This is a genomic window from Marinomonas sp. ef1, assembly GCF_002806845.1.
GTDB classification, from domain to species: domain Bacteria; phylum Pseudomonadota; class Gammaproteobacteria; order Pseudomonadales; family Marinomonadaceae; genus Marinomonas; species Marinomonas polaris.
This window is the reverse complement of record NZ_NHTT01000015.1, coordinates 1-25,285: the sequence shown is the minus strand read 5'-3', so window position 1 is coordinate 25,285 and position 25,285 is coordinate 1. Positions and strand designations below refer to the sequence as shown.

The 25,285-nt window shown below is 42.8% G+C and carries 22 protein-coding genes and 4 tRNA genes; 17 read left to right on the top strand and 9 right to left on the bottom strand.

Annotated elements, in window-relative coordinates; all coding sequences use genetic code 11:
• Positions 1-23 precede the first annotated feature (23 nt).
• The 3 genes from CCS02_RS18120 to CCS02_RS18110 are packed head-to-tail and all read left to right on the top strand — an operon-like array spanning position 24 to position 2,636.
• A complete protein-coding gene (locus CCS02_RS18120) occupies positions 24-410 on the top strand; it encodes a diacylglycerol kinase (protein ID WP_425435123.1) in 387 nt (128 codons plus the stop codon).
• The gene (locus tag CCS02_RS18115) at positions 397-2,079 is read left to right on the top strand and encodes a phosphoethanolamine transferase (RefSeq protein WP_100637366.1); all 1,683 of its coding nucleotides are present in this window, start codon (positions 397-399) and stop codon (positions 2,077-2,079) included. Before CCS02_RS18120 ends, CCS02_RS18115 begins: the two co-directional genes overlap by 14 nt.
• Positions 2,076-2,636 (top strand): phosphatase PAP2 family protein, encoded by a 561-nt coding sequence (locus CCS02_RS18110; protein ID WP_100188276.1) that lies wholly within the window; start codon positions 2,076-2,078, stop codon positions 2,634-2,636. Before CCS02_RS18115 ends, CCS02_RS18110 begins: the two co-directional genes overlap by 4 nt.
• A gap of 83 nt (positions 2,637-2,719) precedes the next feature.
• On the opposite strand, the gene CCS02_RS18105 is transcribed toward CCS02_RS18110, so the two are convergent.
• The 6 genes from CCS02_RS18105 to CCS02_RS18080 all read right to left on the bottom strand — a co-directional run bounded on the left by CCS02_RS18105 (position 2,720) and on the right by CCS02_RS18080 (position 9,636).
• On the bottom strand, positions 2,720-4,819 hold the full coding sequence (locus CCS02_RS18105) for a TonB-dependent siderophore receptor (RefSeq protein WP_100637365.1): 2,100 nt from the start codon (positions 4,817-4,819) through the stop codon (positions 2,720-2,722).
• A 94-nt stretch (positions 4,820-4,913) separates the two neighbouring features.
• On the bottom strand, positions 4,914-5,723 hold the full coding sequence (locus CCS02_RS18100) for an ABC transporter ATP-binding protein (protein ID WP_100637364.1): 810 nt from the start codon (positions 5,721-5,723) through the stop codon (positions 4,914-4,916).
• Positions 5,720-6,760, bottom strand: a complete 1,041-nt coding sequence (locus tag CCS02_RS18095) for a FecCD family ABC transporter permease (RefSeq protein WP_100188273.1) — start codon at positions 6,758-6,760, stop codon at positions 5,720-5,722. Before CCS02_RS18095 ends, CCS02_RS18100 begins: the two co-directional genes overlap by 4 nt.
• On the bottom strand, positions 6,757-7,779 hold the full coding sequence (locus tag CCS02_RS18090) for a FecCD family ABC transporter permease (protein ID WP_100188272.1): 1,023 nt from the start codon (positions 7,777-7,779) through the stop codon (positions 6,757-6,759). The genes CCS02_RS18095 and CCS02_RS18090 overlap by 4 nt, the downstream gene beginning before the upstream one ends.
• On the bottom strand, positions 7,776-8,753 hold the full coding sequence (locus CCS02_RS18085) for an iron-siderophore ABC transporter substrate-binding protein (RefSeq protein ID WP_100188271.1): 978 nt from the start codon (positions 8,751-8,753) through the stop codon (positions 7,776-7,778). Before CCS02_RS18085 ends, CCS02_RS18090 begins: the two co-directional genes overlap by 4 nt.
• Before the next feature lie 133 nt (positions 8,754-8,886).
• Entirely contained in the window at positions 8,887-9,636 is a 750-nt protein-coding gene (locus CCS02_RS18080; RefSeq protein ID WP_100188270.1) for a helix-turn-helix domain-containing protein, read from the bottom strand.
• 172 nt (positions 9,637-9,808) lie between these two features.
• Here CCS02_RS18080 and CCS02_RS18075 point away from each other — a divergent pair, with 172 nt between their 5' ends.
• Positions 9,809-10,981 (top strand): hypothetical protein, encoded by a 1,173-nt coding sequence (locus CCS02_RS18075; protein ID WP_100637363.1) that lies wholly within the window; start codon positions 9,809-9,811, stop codon positions 10,979-10,981.
• A 7-nt stretch (positions 10,982-10,988) separates the two neighbouring features.
• Here CCS02_RS18075 and nhaR read toward each other — a convergent pair whose 3' ends face one another.
• Positions 10,989-11,885, bottom strand: a complete 897-nt coding sequence (gene nhaR, locus CCS02_RS18070; protein WP_100637362.1) for a transcriptional activator NhaR — start codon at positions 11,883-11,885, stop codon at positions 10,989-10,991.
• 125 nt (positions 11,886-12,010) lie between these two features.
• Between nhaR and CCS02_RS18065 the strand changes: the two genes are divergently transcribed.
• Complete coding sequence (locus tag CCS02_RS18065; RefSeq protein WP_072840615.1) at positions 12,011-12,424, top strand: HPF/RaiA family ribosome-associated protein; 414 nt, start codon at positions 12,011-12,013, stop codon at positions 12,422-12,424.
• 209 nt (positions 12,425-12,633) lie between these two features.
• On the opposite strand, the gene recX is transcribed toward CCS02_RS18065, so the two are convergent.
• Positions 12,634-13,083 (bottom strand): recombination regulator RecX, encoded by a 450-nt coding sequence (gene recX / locus CCS02_RS18060; RefSeq protein ID WP_100188267.1) that lies wholly within the window; start codon positions 13,081-13,083, stop codon positions 12,634-12,636.
• A gap of 197 nt (positions 13,084-13,280) precedes the next feature.
• Between recX and CCS02_RS18055 the strand changes: the two genes are divergently transcribed.
• From CCS02_RS18055 to CCS02_RS18015, 9 genes are all read left to right on the top strand, one after another.
• Positions 13,281-14,534, top strand: coding sequence for a D-amino acid dehydrogenase (locus CCS02_RS18055; RefSeq protein WP_100637361.1), 1,254 nt, complete (start codon positions 13,281-13,283; stop codon positions 14,532-14,534).
• Between the two features lie 30 nt (positions 14,535-14,564).
• The gene (alr, locus tag CCS02_RS18050; protein ID WP_100637360.1) at positions 14,565-15,662 is read left to right on the top strand and encodes an alanine racemase; all 1,098 of its coding nucleotides are present in this window, start codon (positions 14,565-14,567) and stop codon (positions 15,660-15,662) included.
• Between the two features lie 225 nt (positions 15,663-15,887).
• Entirely contained in the window at positions 15,888-18,506 is a 2,619-nt protein-coding gene (gene alaS, locus CCS02_RS18045; RefSeq protein WP_100188265.1) for an alanine--tRNA ligase, read from the top strand.
• 60 nt (positions 18,507-18,566) lie between these two features.
• Positions 18,567-19,808 carry an aspartate kinase gene (locus tag CCS02_RS18040; protein ID WP_072840610.1) on the top strand — a complete coding sequence of 414 codons (1,242 nt, stop codon included), beginning with the start codon at positions 18,567-18,569 and terminating at the stop codon, positions 19,806-19,808.
• 145 nt (positions 19,809-19,953) lie between these two features.
• Positions 19,954-20,142 (top strand): carbon storage regulator CsrA, encoded by a 189-nt coding sequence (gene csrA, locus CCS02_RS18035; RefSeq protein ID WP_072840609.1) that lies wholly within the window; start codon positions 19,954-19,956, stop codon positions 20,140-20,142.
• A 58-nt stretch (positions 20,143-20,200) separates the two neighbouring features.
• Positions 20,201-20,290, top strand: a tRNA-Ser gene (locus tag CCS02_RS18030).
• Between the two features lie 58 nt (positions 20,291-20,348).
• Positions 20,349-20,425 (top strand) — tRNA-Arg (locus tag CCS02_RS18025).
• 58 nt (positions 20,426-20,483) lie between these two features.
• A tRNA-Arg gene (locus CCS02_RS18020) sits at positions 20,484-20,560 on the top strand.
• 54 nt (positions 20,561-20,614) lie between these two features.
• Positions 20,615-20,691, top strand: a tRNA-Arg gene (locus CCS02_RS18015).
• 67 nt (positions 20,692-20,758) lie between these two features.
• On the opposite strand, the gene CCS02_RS18010 is transcribed toward CCS02_RS18015, so the two are convergent.
• Positions 20,759-21,772, bottom strand: coding sequence for a tRNA dihydrouridine synthase (locus CCS02_RS18010; protein ID WP_100637359.1), 1,014 nt, complete (start codon positions 21,770-21,772; stop codon positions 20,759-20,761).
• Between the two features lie 149 nt (positions 21,773-21,921).
• Here CCS02_RS18010 and CCS02_RS18005 point away from each other — a divergent pair, with 149 nt between their 5' ends.
• The 3 genes from CCS02_RS18005 to CCS02_RS17995 are packed head-to-tail and all read left to right on the top strand — an operon-like array spanning position 21,922 to position 25,206.
• Positions 21,922-22,173: an OadG family protein gene (locus CCS02_RS18005; protein WP_100637358.1), complete on the top strand. Its 252-nt coding sequence runs from the start codon at positions 21,922-21,924 to the stop codon at positions 22,171-22,173.
• A 41-nt stretch (positions 22,174-22,214) separates the two neighbouring features.
• Positions 22,215-24,014 carry a sodium-extruding oxaloacetate decarboxylase subunit alpha gene (gene oadA / locus CCS02_RS18000; RefSeq protein ID WP_100637357.1) on the top strand — a complete coding sequence of 600 codons (1,800 nt, stop codon included), beginning with the start codon at positions 22,215-22,217 and terminating at the stop codon, positions 24,012-24,014.
• A 19-nt stretch (positions 24,015-24,033) separates the two neighbouring features.
• Positions 24,034-25,206, top strand: a complete 1,173-nt coding sequence (locus CCS02_RS17995) for a sodium ion-translocating decarboxylase subunit beta (protein WP_100637356.1) — start codon at positions 24,034-24,036, stop codon at positions 25,204-25,206.
• Positions 25,207-25,285: the final 79 nt, after the last annotated feature.

Below are 25,285 nucleotides of genomic sequence, written 5' to 3'. Positions count from 1 at the left end.
ATCCAGTTAAGTCGTGGGAGAGCGTGTTGAAGTCAAGTTACACAGGGATTATGCGAGTTATTAAAGCTGCTGGATATTCATATCAAGGCTTTAAAGCTGCTTTTAAATATGAAGCAGCAGTCCGTCAAGAAACAGCTCTAATTTTAATAATGGGGCCAATCGCCTTACTTTCAGATAGCACGGGTGTAGAAAAAGCAATGTTGATCTCAACTTTGTTACTTGTGCTTATTGTTGAGTTACTTAACTCAGGAATCGAAGCTGTCGTAGACCGTGTAGGTGATGAATATCATGAACTTAGTGGTCGAGCAAAAGACATTGGTAGTGCTGCTGTTTTTGTTTCGTTAGTGGTCTTAATCGCTAGTTGGAGCTTAATTTTAGGTGATGAGGTGCTGTCTTATGCCTTTAATTAGAGCTTTTTTAGCCAAAGGAAATATGCTTGGGAAATTTGGAGTTATACGTTTTTTTAGACGCCCTATTTCATATAGTTTTCTTAGTACATTGGTCGGGATATATTTCGGAACAATTTTAAATGCACCTATTATTAATGAATTTATAAAAGTAACGAAAGGTACGGATTCATTCAGCTACGCTCTCATTGTTTCAATTCCAATTTTATTATCATCAGTTTTTGTTATTGTATTTCAGTTATTTGCTTTTCCACTAATAAATAAGTTGATATTCATTCCGCTTATTATTACTTCAGCATCCTGTGTATATGCCACCTTACATTATGGCGTTATTTGGGATATCGGAATGATTGAAAATACAATCGAGACAGATCCATCCGAAGCATTAGGTTTTCTTTCTTTTGGATCTATATCGTTTGTGATTATGCTTGGTATTTTTCCATCTATTTTTATTGCGTTGAAAAAGACAGGATTTAGAGCGACTTTATTAAAAGAAATCTCAGAACGAATTATTACTATTTTAATTGCTGTTTTTGTTGGTTTTCTAGTTGTTAAAATTAATTACAAAGAAATAGCAGCTGTAGGGCGCAACCATTCCTACATGGATAAAATGGTTACTCCTACTCATGTGTATGGAACTTATAAATATTTAAAAAAGTATGTATTTTCTGATCCTATTGAATATAGAGAGCTTGGGGATGATGCGAAAATAATACCGAATCATTCGAATAAACCGAATCTAATTTTTGTGGTTCTTGGTGAAACCGCTCGCTCACAGAATATTCAATACAATGGCTATTCTCGCAATACAAATCCTTATACAGAAAAATACGACTTAGTTTCATTTTCTTCAGTTGAATCCTGTGGAACAGCTACAGCGCACTCTGTGCCATGTATGTTCTCGAATTTATCTCGTCAGTCTTATAAAAAAGAAGTCGCAAATAGTCAAAGTAATGTTCTAGATATTATTCAAAAAAGTGGCTATCAGCTTTTATGGAAGGAAAATGATGGCGGTGATAAGGGAGTCGCCAAGCATATTCCTTTTGTCGAATTAGCGAGAAATCGATCTGAATTTTGTGATGGCAGTTATTGTTACGATGAAGCGCTAATCACGGATGTAGATAAAAACATCCAAAATATGGAGGCCTCAAACAAACTGCTTGCTTTTCACATTATTGGCTCTCATGGGACGACATACTATAAAAGATACCCTAAATCTATGTCTGTATTTGAGCCAGCCTGTGAAAGGCAGGACATTGAGCAATGTACTGACCAAGAAATCGTTAATGTTTATGACAATACGATTGTTTATACCGATTTTATTCTTTCTCAACTGATTGAAAAGCTAAAAAAATATCAAGAGAAATATAATGTCGGTCTTATATATGTTTCAGACCATGGAGAATCTTTAGGTGAAAACGGGCTGTATTTGCATGGTGCTCCATATGCATTTGCTCCCGAATACCAGACTCAAGTACCTTGGTTTGTATGGTTGCCAGAAGAAACGGCTACCGCTTTCAATATAGATATGGATTGTCTAAAAGCATCAAAAGATACTGACATTTCTCATGATTACTTTTTCCATTCATTACTTAGTCTTGCTCGTGTCTCTACACAAGAGCTGAACCCAAAGCTGAATATATTTAACGCATGCTTGGGGGCTCAAAAATGAGATCACGACAAGCTTTTGTTAAATTAGTTAGGGCGATAGTTGTCTGTTTATTTGTGTCTTGCTTTAGTGCGGTTCATGCTGATGATGCTATCGTGCGTGCTGGAGATAATCTTCAGATAGGTATTCCACTGATGGCTGGTATGGTTTCATTAATGAAAGGTGACTCTGAGGGTACTAAGCAATGGGCTGAAGGGGCTTTGTGGACTTCAGTTGCAACACATACTCTAAAATTTGCAGTAGATGAAGAGCGTCCAAACGGAAATGACAATAATTCATTTCCTTCAGGGCATACTTCAGCCGCTTTTCAAGGTGCGGCTTTCTTGCAGATGCGTTACGGATGGGAATACGGTGTGCCAGCTTATGCTGCTGCTTCTTTTGTTGGTTATTCTAGGGTACATGGTGAATATCATTACTGGCGTGATGTCGCAGCAGGAGCTGCGCTAGCCGTGGGTGTTCAATATGTCATAACTGGTATGGGAAAGAGTGTTAGAAACCTCGTAGTTGCTCCAATTATTGACAGAAATGCGTATGGACTTTATGCATCCATGAGTTACTAGTTACTGTAAATAAACAAAGCCAGTATGGATTCCATACTGGCTAAATAAAAGGCAAGGAGTTCGATTTATTGTCTTATGGCTGTTTACCAGCTGTGGTTCAAGGTGAGAGTGATATCTCTTCCGGGGTTGTAGAAATCTGCTGAACCAGAACCCGCGACGTATTCTTTACCTAGCAAGTTGCTGATGTTCATAGAAAGTTGGGTATCTTGTGTAACCTCATAGCCAAATGAAGCATCTATTATTACTGCGGATTCACTTTTCGAATCGTTGGTATTGGTGAAGTAGTAGGAGCCGATGTAACGAGCTCCTAGACCGACAGACATATCTTGGCGTGGAAGTGTGTAATGTCCCCATACAGAAGCGGAATGCTTGGGTGTGTATGAGATCGTTTTGCCTTCGTAAGTATCATCTTTGGTAATTTTTGGCTCCATGTATGAGTAACCACCGGAGATGTTTAAATTATCGGTTAACTCCGCGCGAGCTTCTAAATCCACACCTTTCACTTGGTTTTTACCAATGGTTTCACGAACGATGCCGCTACTTTGGAAAGATGAAGTTTCCACATTGCTTTTTTCAAGATCGTAAACAGCAATAGAGAACAGGGCGTTCATATTACTTGGCGAGTATTTAACACCGACCTCAGTTTGGTCGCCGCGGACGATTTTGGTACTTGTCGCTGATGGCGGTGCTACGGATTCTACTTGGCTTATGTAGGCAGACACTTCATCGTTAAATTTATATGTAAATGCCGAGCGGAAAGTGTCTTCTGAAAAGTCATTTGAAGATTTTGTCTCGGTCAAATAGTTCATTTGACTAACATCAATGTCGTCGTGTCTAGCGCCAATAGTAAGAATGTATTTATCATCTAATGCGAAGTTCTGCTGAATTAACACGGCTTTTGTTTGGTAATCAGTTTTTGTGTTTCCGTAAACTGGCGTGTTTGTAGGGGCACCAGAATAAATAGGATTATTAATATCAATACTTGAAGCGCTTCCATAGTAAGTAGTGGAATCTGTCGTCGAATCTTGATACTCGATACCAAATACAGTACTGCTATCTAGGCGATCAAAACTAATGTCATATTGCCCTAACAAGTTGCCATTGAACTGCTCTAATTTAGAGTCTTGGGCGTAGTAGTCGCGTCCCATAGTGGTTCCAGACGTGTCAGCAGAGTATTTGCTTAGGTACAAATAACCAAAGCTGTCTTCAGCATCACTGTAGCGTAAGTTTGAAATGACTTTAAAGCCATTATCAAGCTTGTGGGTAATATTGGCGCTGATGTTGGTTCGCTCTACATCGTGGGAATTATAATCAGGTTCACCATAAAATAGGCTGCTGTTATAATCTTTGCCAGCAGGATAGCCGCCGCTGTTTGGTGATGAATCGGTTTTTAGGTAGTCAACAATTAGGTTGGCTCTGGTGTTGTCATTAGGCTCCCAAGCAAGGCCGCCCATGATGAATTGTGAATCATCTTTTGAGTGATCGTATTCTCGGTCACTGTCTTTTACCTTGCCTGTTAGTCGGTAGGCTAGGTTTTTGTCTTCATCAAGTGTGTCGCCAACATCGATACCCATTTCTTTATGGTCGTTAGAGCCATATGTAACGAAGGCATTATTAAAGCGATAGAATTTTGGTTGTTTACTCACAAAGTTGATGGATCCACCTGGATCAGCAGGGCCGAATAAGGTGGAGTTCGCACCGCGGATTACCTCGACACGCTCAAAAGCATAAGCATCTTCTCTGATGCCTCTCATGGAACCAAGAGTGAGTCCATCTCGATAGGTTGTGGCGCTAAAACCACGAATTTGGAAATAATCGTTTCTGTCATCTGTGCTGTAGTAACCTGTCACTGTGCCTGGTGTATATTCAAGAACTTCTTCTGTGGTGCTGGCGCCACGTTGCTTGATTTCTTTTTCAGTGATGACAGAGACAGACGCTGGCGTGTCTTGAATGCTGGTAGCGACTTTGCCGCCGACCCATAGTTCTTTGGCCACAACTGATTCTGAGTCATCATCGGCTATAGCTTGATCATTCACCATGATAGGGGAAAGTCGAAAGGTGCCTGCCTCATTTTCTGTTTCTGCATACCCAGCAATTGGTGTGAGTGCGGAGCAGCAGAAAAGTGTCGCGACAGCGCAGTGGCTTTGCTTTAACTTAAAGGGAAGAGCGCTTTTCTTGTTCATTTTTGGTTCCTCTATAACTTCATAATATAAAAATAGTATTGCTAATGATTATTGATACGTATTTGTTATGGATAAGGGTTTCAGTCTGCTTTGCTTAAGTGTGTTTTATTCTCTTGTGTCGTCCAATTGGCAAAACCATTGGGCTGCCGGAAATAGGGTCTGTAATGACTTGGCTCTGGAGGCCAAACACAGCGTGAATCATGTTTTCTGTTACCACCTCGTTTGGTGCTCCATTGGCAAAGACTTGACCTTGTTGTATGGCGATAAGCTGGTCTGAATAACGCGCTGCAAGATTAAGATCGTGCAATACCAATACGATGGTGGTGCCACGGGTTTGGTTTAGGTCGACAAGCAGGTCAAGTACTTCAATTTGGTGAGCAACGTCCAAGAAGGTGGTCGGTTCGTCTAATAGCAATATGTCGGTTTCTTGCGCTAATGCCATGGCGATCCAGACGCGCTGGCGTTGTCCACCGGATAATTCGTCTATTTCTCGGTCCAAAAGCTCTGTGGTTTTGGTGGTTTCTAGTGCTTTGGTAATGGCTTCATCGTCTTCTTTGCGCCATCGTGACAGGAATCCATGATGGGGATGTCTGCCTCGGCTGACTAGATCGCTGACTGTGATGCCTTCTGGTGCAATGGGTGATTGGGGCAATAAACCAAGCGTTTGCGCTAGTTGTCGTGTTGGCGTGTTGTGTATCGATTTGCCATCAAGTAAAACTTGACCACTAGACGGTGATAATAAGCGTGACATAGTGCGTAATAAGGTGGATTTTCCGCAGGCATTGGCGCCAATGATAGATGTAATTTGACCAGGTTTAATGTCTATATTGATATCATTAAGGATGTTTTTTTCACCATAACCTGCAGCAAGATGATCGACAAGGAGTTGGTGTTTTAGTGTCATAGTGAGCCACCTTTACGATTAACACGAATAATAAGATAAATAAGGTAGGGCGCACCTAAAGCGCCAGTAATCACGCCGACAGGGTAACGACTCTGTAGCAAGAATTGTCCGATGTAATCACCGCCCATCACTAAGCAAGCCCCAACTAAACCGGAAGGAATCAGCAAGGAACCATTGTTCTTTACTAGGCGTGCTGCAATTGGGCCTGACAAGAAAGCAACAAACGCAATAGGCCCTGTTATCGCGACTCCCACCGCAATAAGTCCTACCGCCGACACTATGACAGTAAGGCGAGTCATGCCGACTCGAACACCCAGTGCGTGGGCGGTATCGTCACCCATTCTTAATGCTTCTAAATCTCTGCTTCGACTTAGTAAAAATCCACCAAATATCAATAAAGAAATGATTAGCGGTAAGGCTTGATGAATTTGTGCGGAGTTCACACTACCACTGAGCCAGCGCATGGCTTCTTGACGGTCCCATGCTTGGGCTTGTGATAGTAAATACACAATAAAACTTTCAATCATCGCTGAGACGCCAATACCAACCAGAATAAGTCGAGCACCTGACGCACCATTTCGATAGGACAAGCCGTAGACCGCTAAGGCGACCAATAAGCCTACGGCGATAGAGAAGAAGGCCACGCTAGTGCCATCCATATGTAGCATAATAATGGCAAATACCGCGGCGGCGGTCGCACCTGAACTTACTCCGATAATATCGGGGCTAGCCAATGGGTTTCTCAGCATCACTTGGAATGCCACGCCAGCCATACCAAAACTCATGCCGACGAGAAGAGAAATAATGGCTCTTGGTAGGCGTAACTGACCAACGACAAAAGAGGCACCAGGAACGTTTTCACCCAGTAAAACGTTTATGACATCTTGTGGCGGTGTAAAGGATTGCCCCAAGCTTAAGGTGATTGAAAACGCAGCGACAGCCAATAAGCAAAGTAAGCTAGCTACGTATTTCCAGCGCTTGGATCGTTTTTTTCGTCCATTGGTAACGCGTGCGAGCGTCGAGTTTGTGTTAATCATAACTCTCTCACCCGTTGTCGACGGACAATCCAGATGAAGAAAGGTGCGCCAACAAAGGCGGTCACAACACCAACTGAGAGTTCACTTGGTCTTGATATAATGCGTCCTAACACATCCGCACTTAATAATAAGCATGCGCCGACAAGCGCTGAAAAAATGAGCAGCCAGCGGTTATCTACGCCGACAAGCAGTCGACATAAATGAGGAACCACGAGACCAACAAAGCCGATAGGGCCACAAATAGCCGTTGTTGCTCCGCACAGAAGTACCGCAGATAACCAAGCTAAAAGACGAATCCTAGTTACATTTTCTCCCAGTCCAGCGGCAATATCGTCTCCGAGTGCAAGCGTGTTTAACTTCCTAGCAATAAATACACTAAGTAAAAAACCAACGATTAAGAAGGGCAAAACTAGCTGGATGCTATCAAACGTGGCGCCACCGACGCCGCCAATTTGCCAAGAGTTAACGCTGCCGGCAATGTCATTTCTTGGCAAGACGACAGCCACAATAAAAGAAGACAGCGCAGCAGAAGTGGCGGCACCCGCCAAAGCGAATTTGAGTGGGGTGGATTTGCCGTATCCTAGCGAACTAATGAAATAGACGAAGATGGCTGTTATGCCTGCCCCCAATATGGCAAGCCAAACATAGGTTTGCAGTTGGTTAATACCAAACCACGCCAGCCCAATAACAACAAAGAAAGCGGCACCCACATTAACGCCAAGAATCCCAGGGTCGGCTAATGGATTGCGGGTCACACTTTGCATAATGGCACCAGATAATCCCAAGGCGCAGCCCGCAAAAATGGCGAGCACTGTGCGTGGTAGGCGCATGGTCACAGAGGCTTCTCCCATGGTGTTCATTTGGCCTTGTAAGGCGCCTATTATTTCCTGCCAAGTAACCTCCCTCGTGCCAATGGCAATAGAGGAAAAGCACAACAGCAGTAAAGCGACTAGGACGACGAATAAGGCAATGGGCTTCTGTTGTAAAAGGCCTTTATGTTTGGAATTGTTCTGGCTCATTTGGCTTTACGAGCCGCTTCTGCAAGCGCTTGAAGGTAATCATCTAACACCCAGGTAATAGACAGTGGCGTTGGATTAGCTGCAGTCGCCATTTTGCTATTGCCCAGCATGACAATAGAGCCATTTTTAACCGCACGCATTTTTGACATAAGTGGGTTTGATTCTAAAGGCGCCAGCAACTCTTCATTGCCATAGGTAACGAAAATGTCTACGTCGTTAAACATGTCTATTTGCTCAATGCTGCTTTCGCCAGAGAAGAGCCCATCTTTACTGATGTCTTTGATACTTTGAGGTGAGTGCATGCTTAGATCATCAAAAAATTTCACACGGGTATCATTGGCGCTGTAAAAGCGAATAACACTTAAATCGGTCGGATCAAGATGAGTGATAAACATGGCAGATTTACCTTTTAACTCTGGGTATTGATCAACACGCTCGGCGATGTCTTTTTCAATGCTGGCAATGAGTTCTTCGCCTTCTTCCGCCATTCCCAGCCCAGCACTATTAATGCGAATCATACTGCGCCAGTTGGTAGACCAAGGCTTGTCTGGAAAAGCAACGACAGGCGCTATCATGCTTAGCGTGTCGTAATCGGATTGGCTTAAGCCGGAGTAAGCCGCCAGAATAACGTCGGGTTGTGTTGCTGCGACCGCTTCGAAATCGATTCCATCGCCTTCATCAAACAATACGGGCGTCTTAGCATTCAGTTTTTTAAGTCGTGCAGTCACCCAAGGCAATAAACCATCGTTATCGTCGTCTCCAAATGTGGCGGCAGCAAAACCAACGGGAACGATACCTAGAGCAAGTGGTACTTCATGGTTTGCCCATGCCACAGTTGCCACGCGTTTTGGTTTGTGGGTAATGGTTGTTGAGCCGAAAGCGTGTTGAATCGTAATAGGGGAGCGTACGTTGTCCGCGGCCCATGCATTATTTAAAAATATAGAAACAATAGTAATAACAATAATCATCTTCATATTGTGTTTGTGCCATGCCAATCAAATAGAGTGCTAAATAAAGGAACGAGGTCGTTAGGAATTACAATGCAATGAGTGAGTTTTTATGGGAATGAAACTCATAATCAATTGTAAAGCGAGTCGGATGATAGAGTTAATCTTCAGAATATAATTGTATAAATCGGTCGTTTTCGTCTTGAGCCAGTTGCTTAGGTGTCAGGCTAGAGTATTTTTTGATCAATTTTATATAGTGAGATTGGTCGTTAAAACCTTCTTTGGGAAAGAGTTCGCCCACTTTGAGTGAGTCGAAGCTGTGGCGAAACCGCAAAATGTCACAGTAGCTTTTTAGCGGTAAGCCAAGCCACTTAGTAAAGTATCGATTGATTTGGCGACTGCTCCAATTGGCTGCTTGAGATATTTCAGTCACTGTTATTGAACCATGTGTCTTATAAATCAGTTCTGACATGACTTTTTTTCGTGGGTCTATTGGCGCTGTCAGCTGGGACGCAAAATACAAACTGAGCTTATTAGCAAAAGTATCCAGGCTTTTTAGGTCGTTTAGTTCTATACCCGCGAAGCCAATGTCGAGTGTAATGCGATGATTCAGAATGTTGGCGACAGAGGTGCTCAATAAATGCTCAACGGCTAATATTTTTAAGCGAACCCCCAGTAATACTGACTGTTTTGGCATGACGCCCTGCTTAGCGTCTGTTTCTAGTCCTACCAAGGATATGTGCAGCGGATATTCGGCATTGTGGAAAAAGTACAAATCAATCCCGCCATCAGGGAAGGTGGAAAGTTCTTCATCTTTATCGCTTGGATTTTCGATCATCCAAAAGCTTTCAACGAATGGAGCTAAGTCGTCGCTTGGTACTAATGACGTTAGTTGAATAGTCTCTTTCATTACCTAATCGCAAAGTTGGAGGTGAGTGTTGCGCGTTCGTTCCTTCGATGGCTACTTTAAATTTAAGTAGATAGTATAACGATTAAAAAGCGATCTTCTAGCTTCAATTGAGATAGATTCGTATTAACTCTTAGTTGTTATTATGAGGCACTGGGGATAAAAGAGGTGGTAGATGATCAAGCAACAAAGCAAATTCAACGGTTATTACATTGCGATCCTGCTGGCAATTGTTTTTTCTTGGTGGGGCTTTTTAGATACTAAAGCGTCCGACTATGTTTCTTCTTCCTTGGTGCAGGCGTTAAGTGCCTTTGGTTTAGCCAAATTATTTAATGCAACGGTTTCTGTGCTGCAAAGTATTCAAATTAGTGTGTTTGTAAGTTCCGTTACTATTGGTGAGTTATTAGATCCGTTTAACGACATGGTGGAAGACTTTTCTGGCGTAATGAAGGTGGCGGTGTCGTCGCTTATTTTCCAAAGTATTCTGCTAAAAATCATTGCTACAGTGTATTTCAAAGCCTTTGTGACCTTGTCGGGTTTAATTTTTGGTTACTTGTATTGGGTGAAAAGTCATTTTATCGAAGTGGCTTATAAAGTGTTTGTCACAGCTGTGGGCGCGAAGTTCTTATTGGTGCTGGTGGTTTTGTTATCGGCGTTGGTCGATGCCTCATTTTTGAATGAAGAAAAGACGCAAACCATGGATAAAATACAAGTGCATTCTGACGAGATGAACGAGGTCACAACAGGTTTAGGCGTCGCAGCGGATCTCAAACAATCCCTTGATAAAGACAAACAAACGCTTCAAATCAAACTGGACGAGCAACAGAACGTACTGTCTAACCATGATGCACGTTTGGTGGATTTAACCGCTCAGAATGAATCCCTTAATCGTCAAATATCGTCACGCAAAGAGATGTTGTCTACTCTAGACATTCTGTTTAATAACGATGCAGTGTTAGCGGATTTACGCACACAGCAAAGCGTCCTGAGTGATGATCGTCAGCGTGCGGAACAAAACATCAAGACTTCGCAAAATAAGATAAATGCCTTGCAGCAATCCATTGCTGATTTAGGCAACCTTACCTTAGAAGACCAAGGTTTTTTCGCGTCAATTAAACAAAGCACCTTTGGTCTGAGTCATTTTAAAGACAAGATCAGCGAGTATGTGGAAACCCTCAATGGCTTGGTAAATGACTTTCTCATACTGCTGGCGTTGTTTGCCTTCAATACCGTGTTGATCCCAGTATTGTTCCTCTATCTGGGTGCAAAAGGCTTCAAGTTAGTTTGGCAAATGAAACCGTCTGATCTGATAGAACGGGCCAAACAAGGCGTAAAAGAGAGCCTATAAAGCGCTCTTACTTATGTTTTAGCCAGCCTTTCGCCGCGTCAGTAATGGCAACAAGAGCGGGGTTGGAAAGGCGTTGTTCGGTGGCAATAGCAAAGAATTGCTCGCGTATTTCTTCGGTGCTGCCGATGAGTTCTACTTGGAACTGTTTAGCTACTTCGTTAGCAATGGCAGATGGCACGATAAAGACGCCGGCGCCTCCTTGACCGAAGGTTTTCATTAATGCTCTATCGTCAAACTCTCCCATGATTTTTGGATGGATATGGTATTTTTCTAGCCATTGTAAGAGTTGGATTTGTATTAAAGATTGATCACTAGGAATTAGAAACGGCGTGCCTATAAGGTTCTTTGGAAAGTCTATATGACCTTTTTCAACTAGGTTTGGTGCCGCCATAAAAGACGTACCACATTCACCTAAGAAGTGATTAAAACCACGCACACCCAAGTGTTGTGGAATTGGGCCATCGGCGATAATAAGATCCAATTTATGCAACGCCAATTCGCCCAATAAATCTTCTAAGCTGTTTTCTTTGCAGACAAGTCGTATCGGATCTTCTAAATCCATAGCTGGAGCCAATAGCCGATAAGCAATGGATTTTGGTATCGAATCCGCTATGCCGACGCGCAGTAATTGTGTTCTATCAGTCGACGCGATACGCACAGATTGTTCCAGCTCACTCCCCAAAGTAAAAATCTCATCCGCGTAACTCAGTACCATGCGGCCAGTATCGGTCAGTTCTAGATTACGTCCAACCTTGTTAAAAAGATCTTTGCCCAATTGTTCTTCCAGTAAGCTGATCTGTCCACTGATAGTCTGGGGCGTAATATGTAAGTGTTCACTGGCTTTTGTAATGCTGCCTTGCTTTGCCGCCATCCAAAAATAATGCAAATGTTTGAAATTGATCATAATTCACCGACACTTCGAAAAAAGCTGACTATTTACATAAATAATTCGATTATATCTTATGGGTTTTTGTGAGTAAGTTGAAGTTTCCAACATAACTTACTCATTCATGAGTAAAGGAGAACAAGATGAGAATCAAGGTACAAGCACGTCGTCTAGCTCTTACTAAAAGTTTAAAAGCCTATGTGAAGCGCCGTCTTAATTTTGCATTGAATTCCCGTTATGACAATATTCAACGAGTGACCGTGACGCTTACCGACGTTAATGGTCCTAAGGGTGGTGAAGATAAACACTGCCAAGTATTGGTCAAAATTAATGGCCAAAAAGAAGTAGTAATTAGTGAGCAGCAAGCCGATATGTATTCCGCTATAGACAGTGCGGCCAGCCGCACGAGTCGAACCGTGACACGACGTATTGAGCGACTACAACACAAAGCCACGCGATTAAAAGCTGCTTTCCATAAAATGAGACCGCAGAAGAAAATGCCTCGCGACATCTATGAAGAATACGAAAACGAATATGGCTACTATCAGCATGCCTGAGTGATAGCTAGAAAGCGTTATACTAGATAATCGAAATTCCCGTTTTAGGCGAACCAATTAATAAGGTTCGCCTTTTTTGTTTTTTCAGTTAGTGACGTTGATAACTTTGGGAGCGCTGATGACCTAATCTAAGAGCTTAAATAGGGCGGCGAGTTATAATATAAAGCGAATCAAATACAGGGGGGAATAGCTTGGTTCTGAAAGTTGTATTAGTCTTGCGAAGATACTGCGTATTTTATTTGTTCAAAGTCAAATCCACGATATTGAAGGTAGCGTGATTGTTTGGCTTTTTCTTTGAAGTCGGTACTGATTTCCTCTCCGAATCTTCTTTCCTTAAGTTGCTTTGCTAACTCAAACCAATCTGCATTTGCTTCTGATAGAGCTGTTTTTGCTAACTCGCTATTGATACCTTTTTGTATTAGTTCTTGCTGAATCCGGCTTGCTCCAAGAGGTTTGCTTAGTCGGCTCCTTACAAATATTTCAGCGAAGCGCTCATCATTGAGATAGTTCATTTCTTCAAGGCGTTCAATTGTTGCGCTGATCTCTTCTTCCTCGTGCCCTTTCGTTTTTAATTTTGTGACTAGCTCTTGTTTGCTGTGCTCTCTGTGACTTAGCAGTGACAAGGCTTGGTCGAATATTGATGTCTGGTGTTCTTTCATATCTATATCTCTGCTTGTCTTGGTTGAGAGGTTATTTTATCAGCTGAATGGGGTTTTTACATTTTGTTTTTAATTGACTATATTTTTTATATTTTTTAGTTTTTTATTCTTTATTGTTAATATAAATAAGATGATAAAACTGCATATCTTGTGTGATTATGGGTGATGTGACTTTTATATTTATTTGAGGTTTTTCTATGCGTGTTTGCGTGTTGGGTGCGGGTGTTGTTGGCTTGACTTCAGCCTATTATTTGGCGAAAAAAGGCTTTGAGGTGACAGTGATTGATCGTCAAGAAGGTGTGGCTCTTGAGACTAGTTTTGCTAACGCAGGGCAAATTTCACCTGGCTATTCTGCACCTTGGGCAGCGCCTGGCATTCCACTTAAGGCTATTAAATGGCTAATGCAAAAACACGCGCCATTAAAAGTTAGTGCTGATCCTGAGCTTAAAAAATTAGCTTGGATGGGGAAGATGTTGGCGAACTGTAATGAAAAAGCCTACGACGTGAATAAGTCTCGTATGGTGGCATTGGCGGAATACAGCCGTGACCAGTTCATTGCTATGCGCAAAGATATTGGTATTAAGTACGATGATGGGCAAGGTGGTTTGACTCAGTTATTTCGTAAGGATGAGCAAGTTGAAGCGTCCGAAAAAGATATCAAGGTGCTAAAAGCCTTGAATGTCCCACATCAAGTGTTAACGCCAGCACAAATATTAGAAGTTGAGCCTGGACTTGCTCCGGTAATTGATAAGTTTAAAGGTGGACTTCGTCTGGTCGGAGATGAAACCGGAGATTGTTTTGTTTTTTGCCAAGAGTTGAAGAAACACTGTGATGAATTAGGCGTTAAATTTAAATTTGGCGTAGCGATTGATCGCTTGGTCGTAGAAGGTGGTAAAATACGCGCCGTTAAAACCGATCAGGGTGACTTTGAGTTTGATAATGTCTTGGTGTCCATGGGGAGTTATTCAAAAGAGTTACTAAAAGCGATCGATATTTCTATTCCTGTTTACCCTGTGAAAGGTTATTCCTTAACTGTGCCAATTACGGATGCGCAATTTGCTCCTATTTCTACGGTGATGGATGAAACCTACAAAGTTGCAGTGACTCGACTAGGTGGTCGTATTCGTGCCGCAGGCACTGCAGAGTTGAATGGCTATAATCTTGATTTGCCAAAAGTGCGCACAGAAACTATTACGCATGTTGTTCATGACTTGTTTAATCAGGGTTGTGAGTTGTCCCAAGCGGACTACTGGACAGGACTTCGTCCAATGACTCCAGATGGCACGCCTGTTGTTGGGCGAACAGGTATTGATGGTTTGTATTTGAATACCGGTCACGGAACATTAGGTTGGACGATGAGCTGTGGCTCTGCGGCAGTGATTGCTGACATTATGTCTGGCGATAAAACTGATATCGATTCACGGGACCTTTCAGTACAACGTTATAAGTAATACAACGCTTTAAAAGTTTAAGGGGCGAAAATGGCAAGGCCACTCACGGCAACGGTAGATTTGGAAGCGATCCTACAAAACTACCGCTATGCAAAAAAGTTACAGCCAACTTGTAAAGCGTTTGCTGTTGTTAAAAGCAATGCGTACGGACATGGTGCGGTTGAAGTGTCGCGTTATTTAGATAAAGAAGTAGATGCTTTTGCAGTGGCAGCGATTGAAGAAGCAATTGCTTTACGAGAAGCAGGCATTGTTTCTCCTATCTTGTTGTTGGAAGGTGTATTTGAAGGTGAGGAGTGGGCGCTATGCGAGAAGCATGGTTTTTGGTCTGCTCTAGAAAATGCTCAGCAACTGGATGAACTACAAGCTAGCCATGCCAAAATTGAAAAGGTTTTCCTGAAGTTAGATTCAGGCATGCATCGTCTTGGGGTTGATAAAGAAACCGCGCCAGTGTTTGTTTCGGCGTTAAAAGACAGTGGCCAAGTGGGTGAGGTTGTTTTAATGACGCATTTTTCTTGTGCGGATGATTTGTCAGATTTAACGACTATGCAGCAGTTGGCTTATTTTGAACAAGCGCGTCAGTCGATTGGTGACATTGAAGCCAGCGTGGCGAACTCTGCGGCAATTATGAAGTGGAGCGTGCCTGAAGGTGGTTGGATTCGTCCGGGTATCATGTTGTATGGGATTTCTCCTTTTGCTGAAGTGAGCGGTCGAGCAGTGGGCTTGCGCCCAGCGATGACCTTGTCGTCCAAGGTGATTTCAACACGCAAACTTAAGCAAGGTGACAAAGTCGGTTATGGTCTTGGGTATGTCGCTGCAGAAGATCACGTATTGGCGACGGTTGCTGTGGGCTATGGCGATGGCTATCCTCGTCACGCAGTAAATGGTACCCCGTTGCAAATCGATGGAAAGCCCGCTTGCCTAGCAGGTCGTGTGTCCATGGATATGATTACGGTGCGTATGCAAGACTTTGCCGCTGAGCCTGCAATGGGTCAAGAGGTAGTGCTTTGGGGTGGCGATGTGCCCGTCGAAGAAGTCGCTGATTACGCCGGTACTATTGGTTATGAGCTAGTGACCAGAATGACCGCGCGACCTCATTATCGTTATATTCGCGGTGAAGGTTCTAAGTAATGCCTTTCTAGAAATATCAAGCAAAAGTAGGTTTACATCCGTAAATTCTACTTTTGCTTAAGTTATGCACAAAATAAGCTTTAAATTACTGCGGTTTCTTTTGAAAACACCTATCCTTTGCGTGTACTATTTTGTGCTTTTCGTTGCATCGAGTTGGCACGTACTAATCTGCCATTCACGCAATCCAATTCGTCCAGAAAAATAGAGATAGAGACTCATCCCATTATGAAGAGTTCTGAGTTACGCCAGTCATTTTTATCGTACTTTGAAAGTAAGCAGCATCAGATCGTAGAATCCAGTTCATTGGTTCCTGGAAATGATCCTACATTGCTGTTCACCAACGCTGGTATGGTCCAGTTTAAAGATGTGTTTTTGGGAGAGGATCTTCGCCCATACTCACGAGCAACGACGTCTCAGCGTTGTGTTCGAGCGGGTGGTAAACACAATGACTTAGAAAACGTCGGTTATACCGCGCGTCACCATACGTTCTTTGAGATGTTGGGTAACTTCAGCTTTGGTGATTACTTCAAAAAAGAGGCGATTCATTATGCGTGGGAATTTCTAACGGTTGTATTGAAATTGCCAACTGAAAAGCTGTTGGTAACAGTTTACGCAGACGATGATGAAGCGTTTGATATCTGGAACAAAGATATCGGTCTTCCTGCAGAAAAAATTATCCGTATTGGTGATAATAAAGGCGGCCGTTACCAATCTGATAATTTCTGGGCGATGGGCGATACAGGTCCTTGTGGTCCTTGTTCTGAAGTGTTTTATGATCATGGTGAGCATATTTGGGGTGGGCCTCCAGGTTCACCTGAAGAAGACGGCGACCGTTTCATTGAAATCTGGAACGTTGTTTTTATGCAATTTAATCGTTCTGCTGATGGCACTATGGCGCCATTGCCTAAGCCTTCTGTTGATACTGGAATGGGCTTGGAGCGTATCGCGGCGATTTTGCAGGGCGTTCATAGTAACTACGAAATCGATTTGTTCCAAAATCTGATTAAAGCAGCGGCACAAGTGGTTGGTACTCAAGATCTGAGTGCGCAGTCTCTTCGAGTTATTGCTGACCACATCCGTTCTTGTTCCTTCATGATTGTTGATGGCGTGATTCCATCAAATGAAGGTCGTGGTTATGTTTTGCGCCGTATTATTCGTCGAGCGATTCGTCACGGTAATAAGCTTGGACAAAAAGGTGTGTTTTTCCATAAATTGGTGGAAGCACTTGATGTCGAAATGGGTGAAGCTTACCCAGAGTTAACAAAATTAAAAGAGCGAGTTGCTTCTATTCTATTAAAAGAAGAAGAGCAGTTTGCCAAAACCCTTGATCAAGGGATGAAGATTCTTGAAGAAGCGATCTCTGAACTAGGTGACCAAAAAGTTATTCCTGGTGAGACTGTTTTCAAACTTTACGACACTTATGGTTTTCCTGCGGATTTAACCAACGATGTTGCGCGTGAAAATGATCTAGAAATAGATGAGGCTGGATTTGAAGTCGCGATGGACGCACAGCGTGCTCGCGCTCGCTCAGCCAGTAACTTTTCTATGGATATGTCGAGCGGCGTTAAATTGGACTCTGTTACAGAATTTACTGGTTACGAGAATCTAAACGCTACCTGTGAAGTTGAAATGATCCTCGTTGATGGTACTTCAGTTAAAGCTATCGAAGCAGGTCAAGTTGCGGCAGTGATTTTGAAATCTACTCCTTTTTATGCGGAATCTGGTGGTCAGGTTGGCGATCAAGGTTGGTTACGTGGTGCCGGTGCTTTCAAAGTATCTAGCACAACTAAACAAGCTAAAGCACATCTGCATTACGGTGAGCTAAAAGAAGGTCGTTTGGCGGTTGGTGATCAGGTGACTGGCGAAGTGGATCGCACTTTGCGCATGGCGACCACATTGAACCACTCTGCTACTCACTTAATGCACGAAGCACTGCGTCGTATTTTGGGTGATCATGTTTCGCAAAAAGGCTCTTTGGTAAATCCTGAGCGTTTGCGTTTTGACTTCTCGCATTTTGAAGGCGTTACGGCGACAGAAATCGAGCAAATTGAAGACATGGTTAACGAACAGATTCGCTTAAACCGTCCGGTAGAAACAGACATCATGGATGTTGAATCTGCTAAAGCGAAAGGCGCGATGGCGTTGTTTGGCGAGAAATACGATAGCGAAGTGCGAGTATTGACGATGGGTGCGGATTACTCGATTGAGTTGTGTGGTGGTACTCATGTTAGTCGTACAGGCGATATTGGTTTCTTTAAAATCATTACAGAAAGCGGTATTGCTGCTGGCGTTCGCCGTATTGAAGCCGTGACAGGTAAAGTGGCAATTGATACAACGCGCCAGACTGAATCTGTGCTAGATGGCATTGCAAGTCTTGTCAAAGGCAATAAAGACAGTGTGTTAGACAAGGTGGTTGCCTTAAACGATCATGCGCGCAGCTTGCAAAAAGAATTGGATGTATTGAAAGGTAAAATGGCAGCTTTAGCTGGCGCTGATTTGGCTTCTCAGGCGGTAGATATCAGTGGCGGTAAGTTGTTGGTTGCTCAGGTTGAAGTGGAAGATCCAAAAGCGTTACGTGATTTACTAGATGAGTTGAAAAGCAAGCTAGAATCGGCAGTCATTTTATTGGCTGCGGTTAATGATGGCAAAGTAAGTTTGATTGCTGGCGTAACCAAAGAGTTGACTAAAAACGTGAAGGCTGGGGATCTGATTAAAATGATTGCGCCTTATGTTGATGGTAAAGGTGGTGGTCGTCCAGATATGGCTCAAGCTGGTGGTAACAATCCAGATGGATTATCTGCAGCTCTTGAGTCAGTGCCTGGTTGGGTAGCTGAAAGAGTTTAAATTGAATCATTCCTTAAGAGCTTTGATTTCGGCTTTTTTGATTTAAATAGTGGAAAAATTATGGCGTTGTTAGTTCAAAAATACGGCGGCACCTCGGTAGGCACAATAGAGCGTATCGAGGCAGTTGCAGATCGAGTGTTAAAGCATAAGCAACAAGGTGATGACATAGTGGTTGTGGTTTCAGCCATGAGTGGTGAAACCAATAGGCTGATTGCTCTTGCGAAAAGCATCAATGCTTCACCAAGCGCGCGTGAAATGGATGTGCTTTTGTCTACCGGAGAGCAAGTTACTATTGCTCTTTTGTCTATGGCGTTGATGAAGCGTGGTCTTGATGCTCGTTCTTATACTGGCTCTCAGATTCGTATTACTACTGACAGCGCTCATGGTAAAGCTCGAATTCAAAAAATTGATACCGAAGCAATGCGCGCAGATTTAGACGCTGGACGAGTGATTGTGGCTGCTGGTTTCCAGGGAGCGGATGAGTTAGGCAACATTACGACATTAGGTCGAGGTGGCTCTGATACCACTGGTGTTGCGCTTGCTGCCGCTTTGAAGGCGGATGAGTGTCAAATCTATACCGATGTGGATGGTGTTTATACGACGGATCCTCGTGTTGTAGATAGTGCTCGACGTTTGGATAAAATTACTTTTGAGGAAATGCTAGAAATGGCTAGCCTTGGCTCGAAGGTGTTACAAATCCGTTCCGTAGAGTTTGCTGGTAAATATCAAGTGCCACTTAGGGTGCTGTCCAGTTTTGTTGAAGGTGAAGGTACGTTGATTACAACTGAGGGGAGTAAGGGTATGGAGCAGCCAGCGGTTTCTGGAATTGCGTTCAATAGAGATGAAGCAAAATTAACATTGAAAGGAGTTCCTGATATTCCAGGTATTGCTTCTCGTATTCTTGGTCCTATTAGTGATGCCAATATTGAAGTAGACATGATTGTTCAAAACGTATCTGTGGATGGTACAACAGACTTTACCTTTACCGTGCATCGCAATGAATATGATCAAGCTTTGTCTACCTTGAATGTTATCGCGAAAGAGCTTGGAGCGAGTGCTGTGCTCTCTGATGCCAAGATTGCTAAGGTGTCTATTGTCGGTGTGGGTATGCGCTCTCATGCGGGTGTAGCGAGTACTATGTTTAAAGCTTTGGCTGCGGAGTCTATTAACATTCAGTTGATTTCTACTTCGGAAATTAAAGTGTCAGTCATTATCGATGAAAAATACATGGAGTTGGCGGTTCGTGCATTGCATTCCGCTTTCAAATTGAATGAAACGGCATCAGGTGTTCGAGAAGCTTAACAATTGGATACATAAAACCCTGTAGTTATGGATGGTTTAATTTTTATTGAGAGGCTACAATTAGCTTTGTAGGAATTGCCCTACAAGATTTGTCGGGCAATTCATCTTAATAAATAGTTAAAGGCAATTACAGGGAGATATTCTTATGCTTATTCTTACTCGTCGTGTTGGTGAAACTTTAATGGTTGGTGATGAAGTTTCTGTCACTGTATTAGGTGTAAAAGGAAATCAGGTACGCATTGGTATAAATGCACCTAAAGATGTGTCTGTTCACCGTGAAGAGATTTATCTTCGTATTCAGAAAGAGCAAGACGAACAAATTTCTGAAGATTAATTTCTAAAAAAGCCTTTACAAGACAAATGTGTCGTATATAATGCGCCCCACTTGTTACGGAGAGTTGGCCGAGTGGCCGAAGGCGCGCCCCTGCTAAGGGTGTATGGGTTAACACTCATCGAGGGTTCGAATCCCTCACTCTCCGCCATTTCAAGTTTGTCTTTTGAGAGTTTACTCTCTGAGCAAAAAGGCAGGAATTTTGTTTTGCACCAGTAGCTCAGCTGGATAGAGTACTCGGCTACGAACCGAGCGGTCAGAGGTTCGAATCCTCTCTGGTGCACCATTCCAAAAAAAATATTTTAAGAGATATTCTTTAAATACTGTGAGTAAAGATTTGTTTTGCACCAGTAGCTCAGCTGGATAGAGTACTCGGCTACGAACCGAGCGGTCAGAGGTTCGAATCCTCTCTGGTGCACCATTCTTAAATCTCTAAAAAAATATTTTTTTGTTATATCTGAAAGAAATATCATATGCACCAGTAGCTCAGCTGGATAGAGTACTCGGCTACGAACCGAGCGGTCAGAGGTTCGAATCCTCTCTGGTGCACCACTTCTAGTTATCCTCTAAGATTCTTTATACTCCTTAAGTTAATTTATAAACTCCTTGTTTTAATCTCTTATTGTATTTTTGTTATTATGCCTTCGAATGTTTGTGTTAGCTCATTCACGCTTTTGCAGCGTCGTAATGTCTGAAGGTTTTCTTTAACTTCCGCAAAACCAAACCGTAAGTGTCCACACCATTGTTTCAATCTGCCAAGTGTAGCGACTTCGTCATAATATTCTTGTAGTTCGGTGCTATAGCCTGCAAAGAGTCTGTTTAGAGTCGTCAAGTCTATTGTATTATTTTGTCCGTTTAGTCCAGCTCTTATTTGTTGAAATACAAATGGGTTGTTGAGTGAGCCACGTCCAATCATGAAGTGCTTGCATCCTGTAATGGATTGGCAGCTTAAGAGTGATTCTGTATCTGTAATGTCTCCATTGGCGACGACAATCATGCTTGTCTTATCTTTAATTTCGCCTATTTTTTCCCATCTTGCTGGTGGTTTATAACCATCTTTTTTAGTGCGTCCATGTATCGTGAGAGTGTCAACACCAGCGGCCTCAATGGCGGCTACGTTATCAAATAGTAATGCTTCATCTTCGAAACCTAAGCGAATTTTCGCTGATACAGGAATTTCGCTCGGCAGTATGTTTCGGATTGCGCTCATGATGTCATAAAGTGCATCAGGGGTTTGTAATAAAACAGAGCCGCCACCGTGACCATTTACGCGTTTTGCTGGGCAGCCAAAATTTACATCGATGTGAGTGGCTCCGGCTTTAGTTGCATTCAAGGCGCTTTCCGCCATAAGTTCTGCGTTACTACCTAGTAGTTGAGTGTGAACTGGATGGTTATGTATTGTTCTTGCTTTGTTAGTGTTTTCTGGAGCAAGGCGTTTGAATGTTGTTGCGGGAATGGGGTACTGGGTGACCCTGATGAATTCCGTAACTAAGTAGTCCATGCCGCCAATTTGCGACAGCAATGCTCTCATTGTGTGATCCATGACACCTTCCATCGGTGCGACGGCCAGTACAATGCTATTGTTATTCGTTGAAGTTTTTAGGGTGGTGGCTGTTTTTAGGGAATTGTTCACGAAATAAGTCTAACTGTTATGCAATAAAAATATGAAACTGTTCTGGTTTGTGGTAAAAAACTAACTATCAAAAATAAACAGCGCTCTTGGGTGTGCATCTGATCACATTAGATCTGTACAAACAAGACGAGAAAAAAGGTAACGATACTATGAATGGGTTGCTAGAAGATGGTGTGGGGTTGATGGTGTTAGGGATGGGCTTTGTATTCCTGTTTCTAGTGGTGTTAATTTTTGCGACAGGTTACATGTCGCGGCTACTAAATTATTTGTTTCCTGAAGTGCCTGTTGCCGTAGCGTCAAAGCCTGCTTCTAAAAATCTTTCTTCTTCTGGTGTGGATGCGCAAATGACTGCGGTTATTACTGCTGCTGTTCATCAACACAGAAACAGTAAAAAATCTTAATTTTCTAATACTAACTCTTCTAATTTCTTTGAGGCTGAAACATGACAACAACAAAGCAACCTCTTGGCATTACTGATGTCGTTTTACGTGATGCTCACCAATCCTTGTTTGCAACGCGTATGCGCATTGACGATATGCTTCCAATCGCAGAAAAACTTGATCAAGTCGGCTTTTGGTCGCTTGAATCTTGGGGCGGTGCGACATTTGATTCTTGTATTCGCTTTATTGGAGAGGATCCTTGGGAGCGTATTCGTGAATTGAAAAAAGCTATGCCAAAAACGCCTCAGCAGATGTTGTTGCGTGGGCAGAATTTGCTTGGCTACCGTCATTATGCTGACGATGTTGTGAATAAGTTTGTTGAACGTGCTGCCTTTAATGGTGTAGATGTTTTTCGAATCTTTGATGCGATGAATGATCCGCGCAATTTGGAGACGGCGATTAAAGCAGTTAAGCAGCAAGGTAAGCATGCTCAAGGGACGATTTCTTATACTAAGAGCCGAGTTCATACCACTAAGAACTGGGTGGATTATGCAAAAACGCTTGAAGATATGGGGGCGGACTCCATCGCTATTAAGGATATGTCTGGCATTTTGACTCCATATGATGCCTTTGAATTAGTTAGTTTGTTGAAAGCTCAGACTCAGCTGGAGGTGCAATTGCATGCGCACGCTACGTCTGGTTTGTCAGATATGACGATTTTGAAAGCTGTTGAGGCTGGAATAGATCGAGTTGATACAGCTATTTCTTCTATGTCGATGACTTATGGTCATAGTGCGACAGAATCCGTGGTTGCTGCGCTGCAGGGTACAGATAGAGATACAGGTTTAGATTTAGAATTATTAGAAGAGATTGCGGCTTATTTTCGTGAAGTTAGAAAGAAATATGCGAAATTCGAGGGCTCCCTTCGAGGTACAGACTCCCGCATATTGATTGCTCAAGTGCCTGGCGGCATGTTGACTAATATGGAAAGTCAGCTTAAAGAGCAAGGTGCAGCAGATAAGTTTGACGAAGTGTTAAAAGAGATTCCAAAAGTTCGTGAAGACTTGGGGTTGATTCCACTTGTCACGCCTACTTCTCAGATTGTTGGTACTCAGGCGGTTTTGAACGTCCTTACTGGTGAGCGATATAAGTCTATTTCAAAAGAAACAGCAGGTATTTTGAAGGGTGAGTATGGTGCGGCTCCTGCTGAATTTAATAAAGAGTTGCAAGCGCGAGTTCTAGATGGGGCGGAGGCGATCACTTGTCGACCAGCTGACTTATTGTCACCTGAAATGAATAAACTGACTGAAGAGTTGCTTGGTCTTTCAAAAGAAAAAAATATTCAGTTGTCTGATGATCAGATTGATGACGTTTTAACGTATGCCTTGTTCCCTCAGATTGGTCTTAAGTTCTTACAAAATCGTGGAGATGCAAGTGCTTTTGAACCAGCGCCGACGCTTGATGATATTGTTGATAGTAAGCCCGCTGCTGCAAGTGCATCTTCTAATGAAGCGAGTGTCTATACCGTTTCAATTTCTGGACAGAGTTTTGTTGTTCAGGTATCTGAAGGTGGCGATGTTAGTAATATTCAGCCAGTAGCTAATGTTCCAAGTGCTCCAGCTCATGCATCTTCAGTTCCTGCTGCGTCATCTGGTGAAGATGTTCCTTCTCCGTTAGCGGGTAATATCTTCAAAGTGCTTGTGTCTCCAGGTCAGCAAGTTGAAGAAGGTGATACTGTGATGATTCTTGAGGCAATGAAGATGGAGACAGAAATATCTGCGCCTAGATCCGGTGTCGTTGGTTCCATTAATGTAAAAGAAGGTGACTCCGTGCAAGTTGGTCAGTCACTTCTTACTTTGTAGTTGAAGGAATCAATCGAAAATGGAAAACAAATTATTAAATCTTTATCACGACACAGGAATTTACCAGCTGGAGCTTGGTCAGTTTGTGATGATCTGTGTTGGTTTGCTGTTGGTTTATCTGGCAATCAAAAAAGGTTTTGAGCCACTTCTGCTTTTACCTATTGGTATTGGTGCGGTTCTAGTCAATATTCCTGGTGCTGGTTTTATGGCTGCACCGGTTTATGATGCAACTGGTCACATGGTTTCTCCAGGTGGTCTTCAATACTATATTTATCATGGTGGTATTGAGACAGGGTTGTTTCCATTGATTATCTTTATGGGTGTTGGGGCTATGACGGACTTTGGTCCTATGCTTGCTAACCCAAAAACATTACTGCTTGGGGCTGCTGCTCAGTTTGGTATCTTTGCCACGGTTATTGGGGCTGTTTTATTAAGTGCGTCCGGCATTATGGATTTCTCATTAGCGGATGCTGCAGCGATTGGTATTATAGGTGGCGCGGACGGCCCGACGGCCATCTTCGTTGCTAGTAGATTAGCGCCTGATTTGCTTGGTGCGATTGCTGTAGCGGCTTATTCCTATATGGCGTTAGTGCCACTTATTCAGCCGCCAATCATGAGAGCGCTAACAACTAAAGAAGAGCGCTCGATTAAGATGGAGCAGCTTAGGCCTGTTACTAAGAAAGAGAAAATTGTTTTTCCAATTGTAGTGACTATTTTGGTTGCGATGTTTTTGCCATCTGCAGCGCCTCTGCTTGGAATGTTCTGCTTTGGGAACTTGATGCGTGAATGTGGTGTTGTAGACCGTTTAAGTGATACGTCTCAAAATGCTTTGATTAACATCGTAACTATCTTCTTGGGTTTAGGTGTCGGTTCAAAGTTAAGTTCAGAGGCTTTCTTGAATTTAGAAACGCTAGGGATTTTGAGCTTAGGCTTGATTGCATTTTCTATCGGCACGGCTGCAGGTGTATTGATGGCGAAGTTGATGAATAGATTCTCTAAAGATGCCATTAACCCGTTGATTGGTGCTGCTGGTGTGTCGGCCGTTCCTATGGCTGCGCGCGTGGCGAATAAGGTTGGTCTTGAAGCGAACAAGCAAAACTTCTTATTAATGCATGCGATGGGTCCTAATGTTGCGGGTGTTATAGGTTCTGCTGTGGCGGCTGGTGTAATGCTGAGTTACGTCGGTGGTTAGTGTTTTATTGCCAGTTTTCAAAAAGACACTCCGGTGTCTTTTTGTTTATGTGTGGCTTGTTGAGTTTAATTTAAATTAA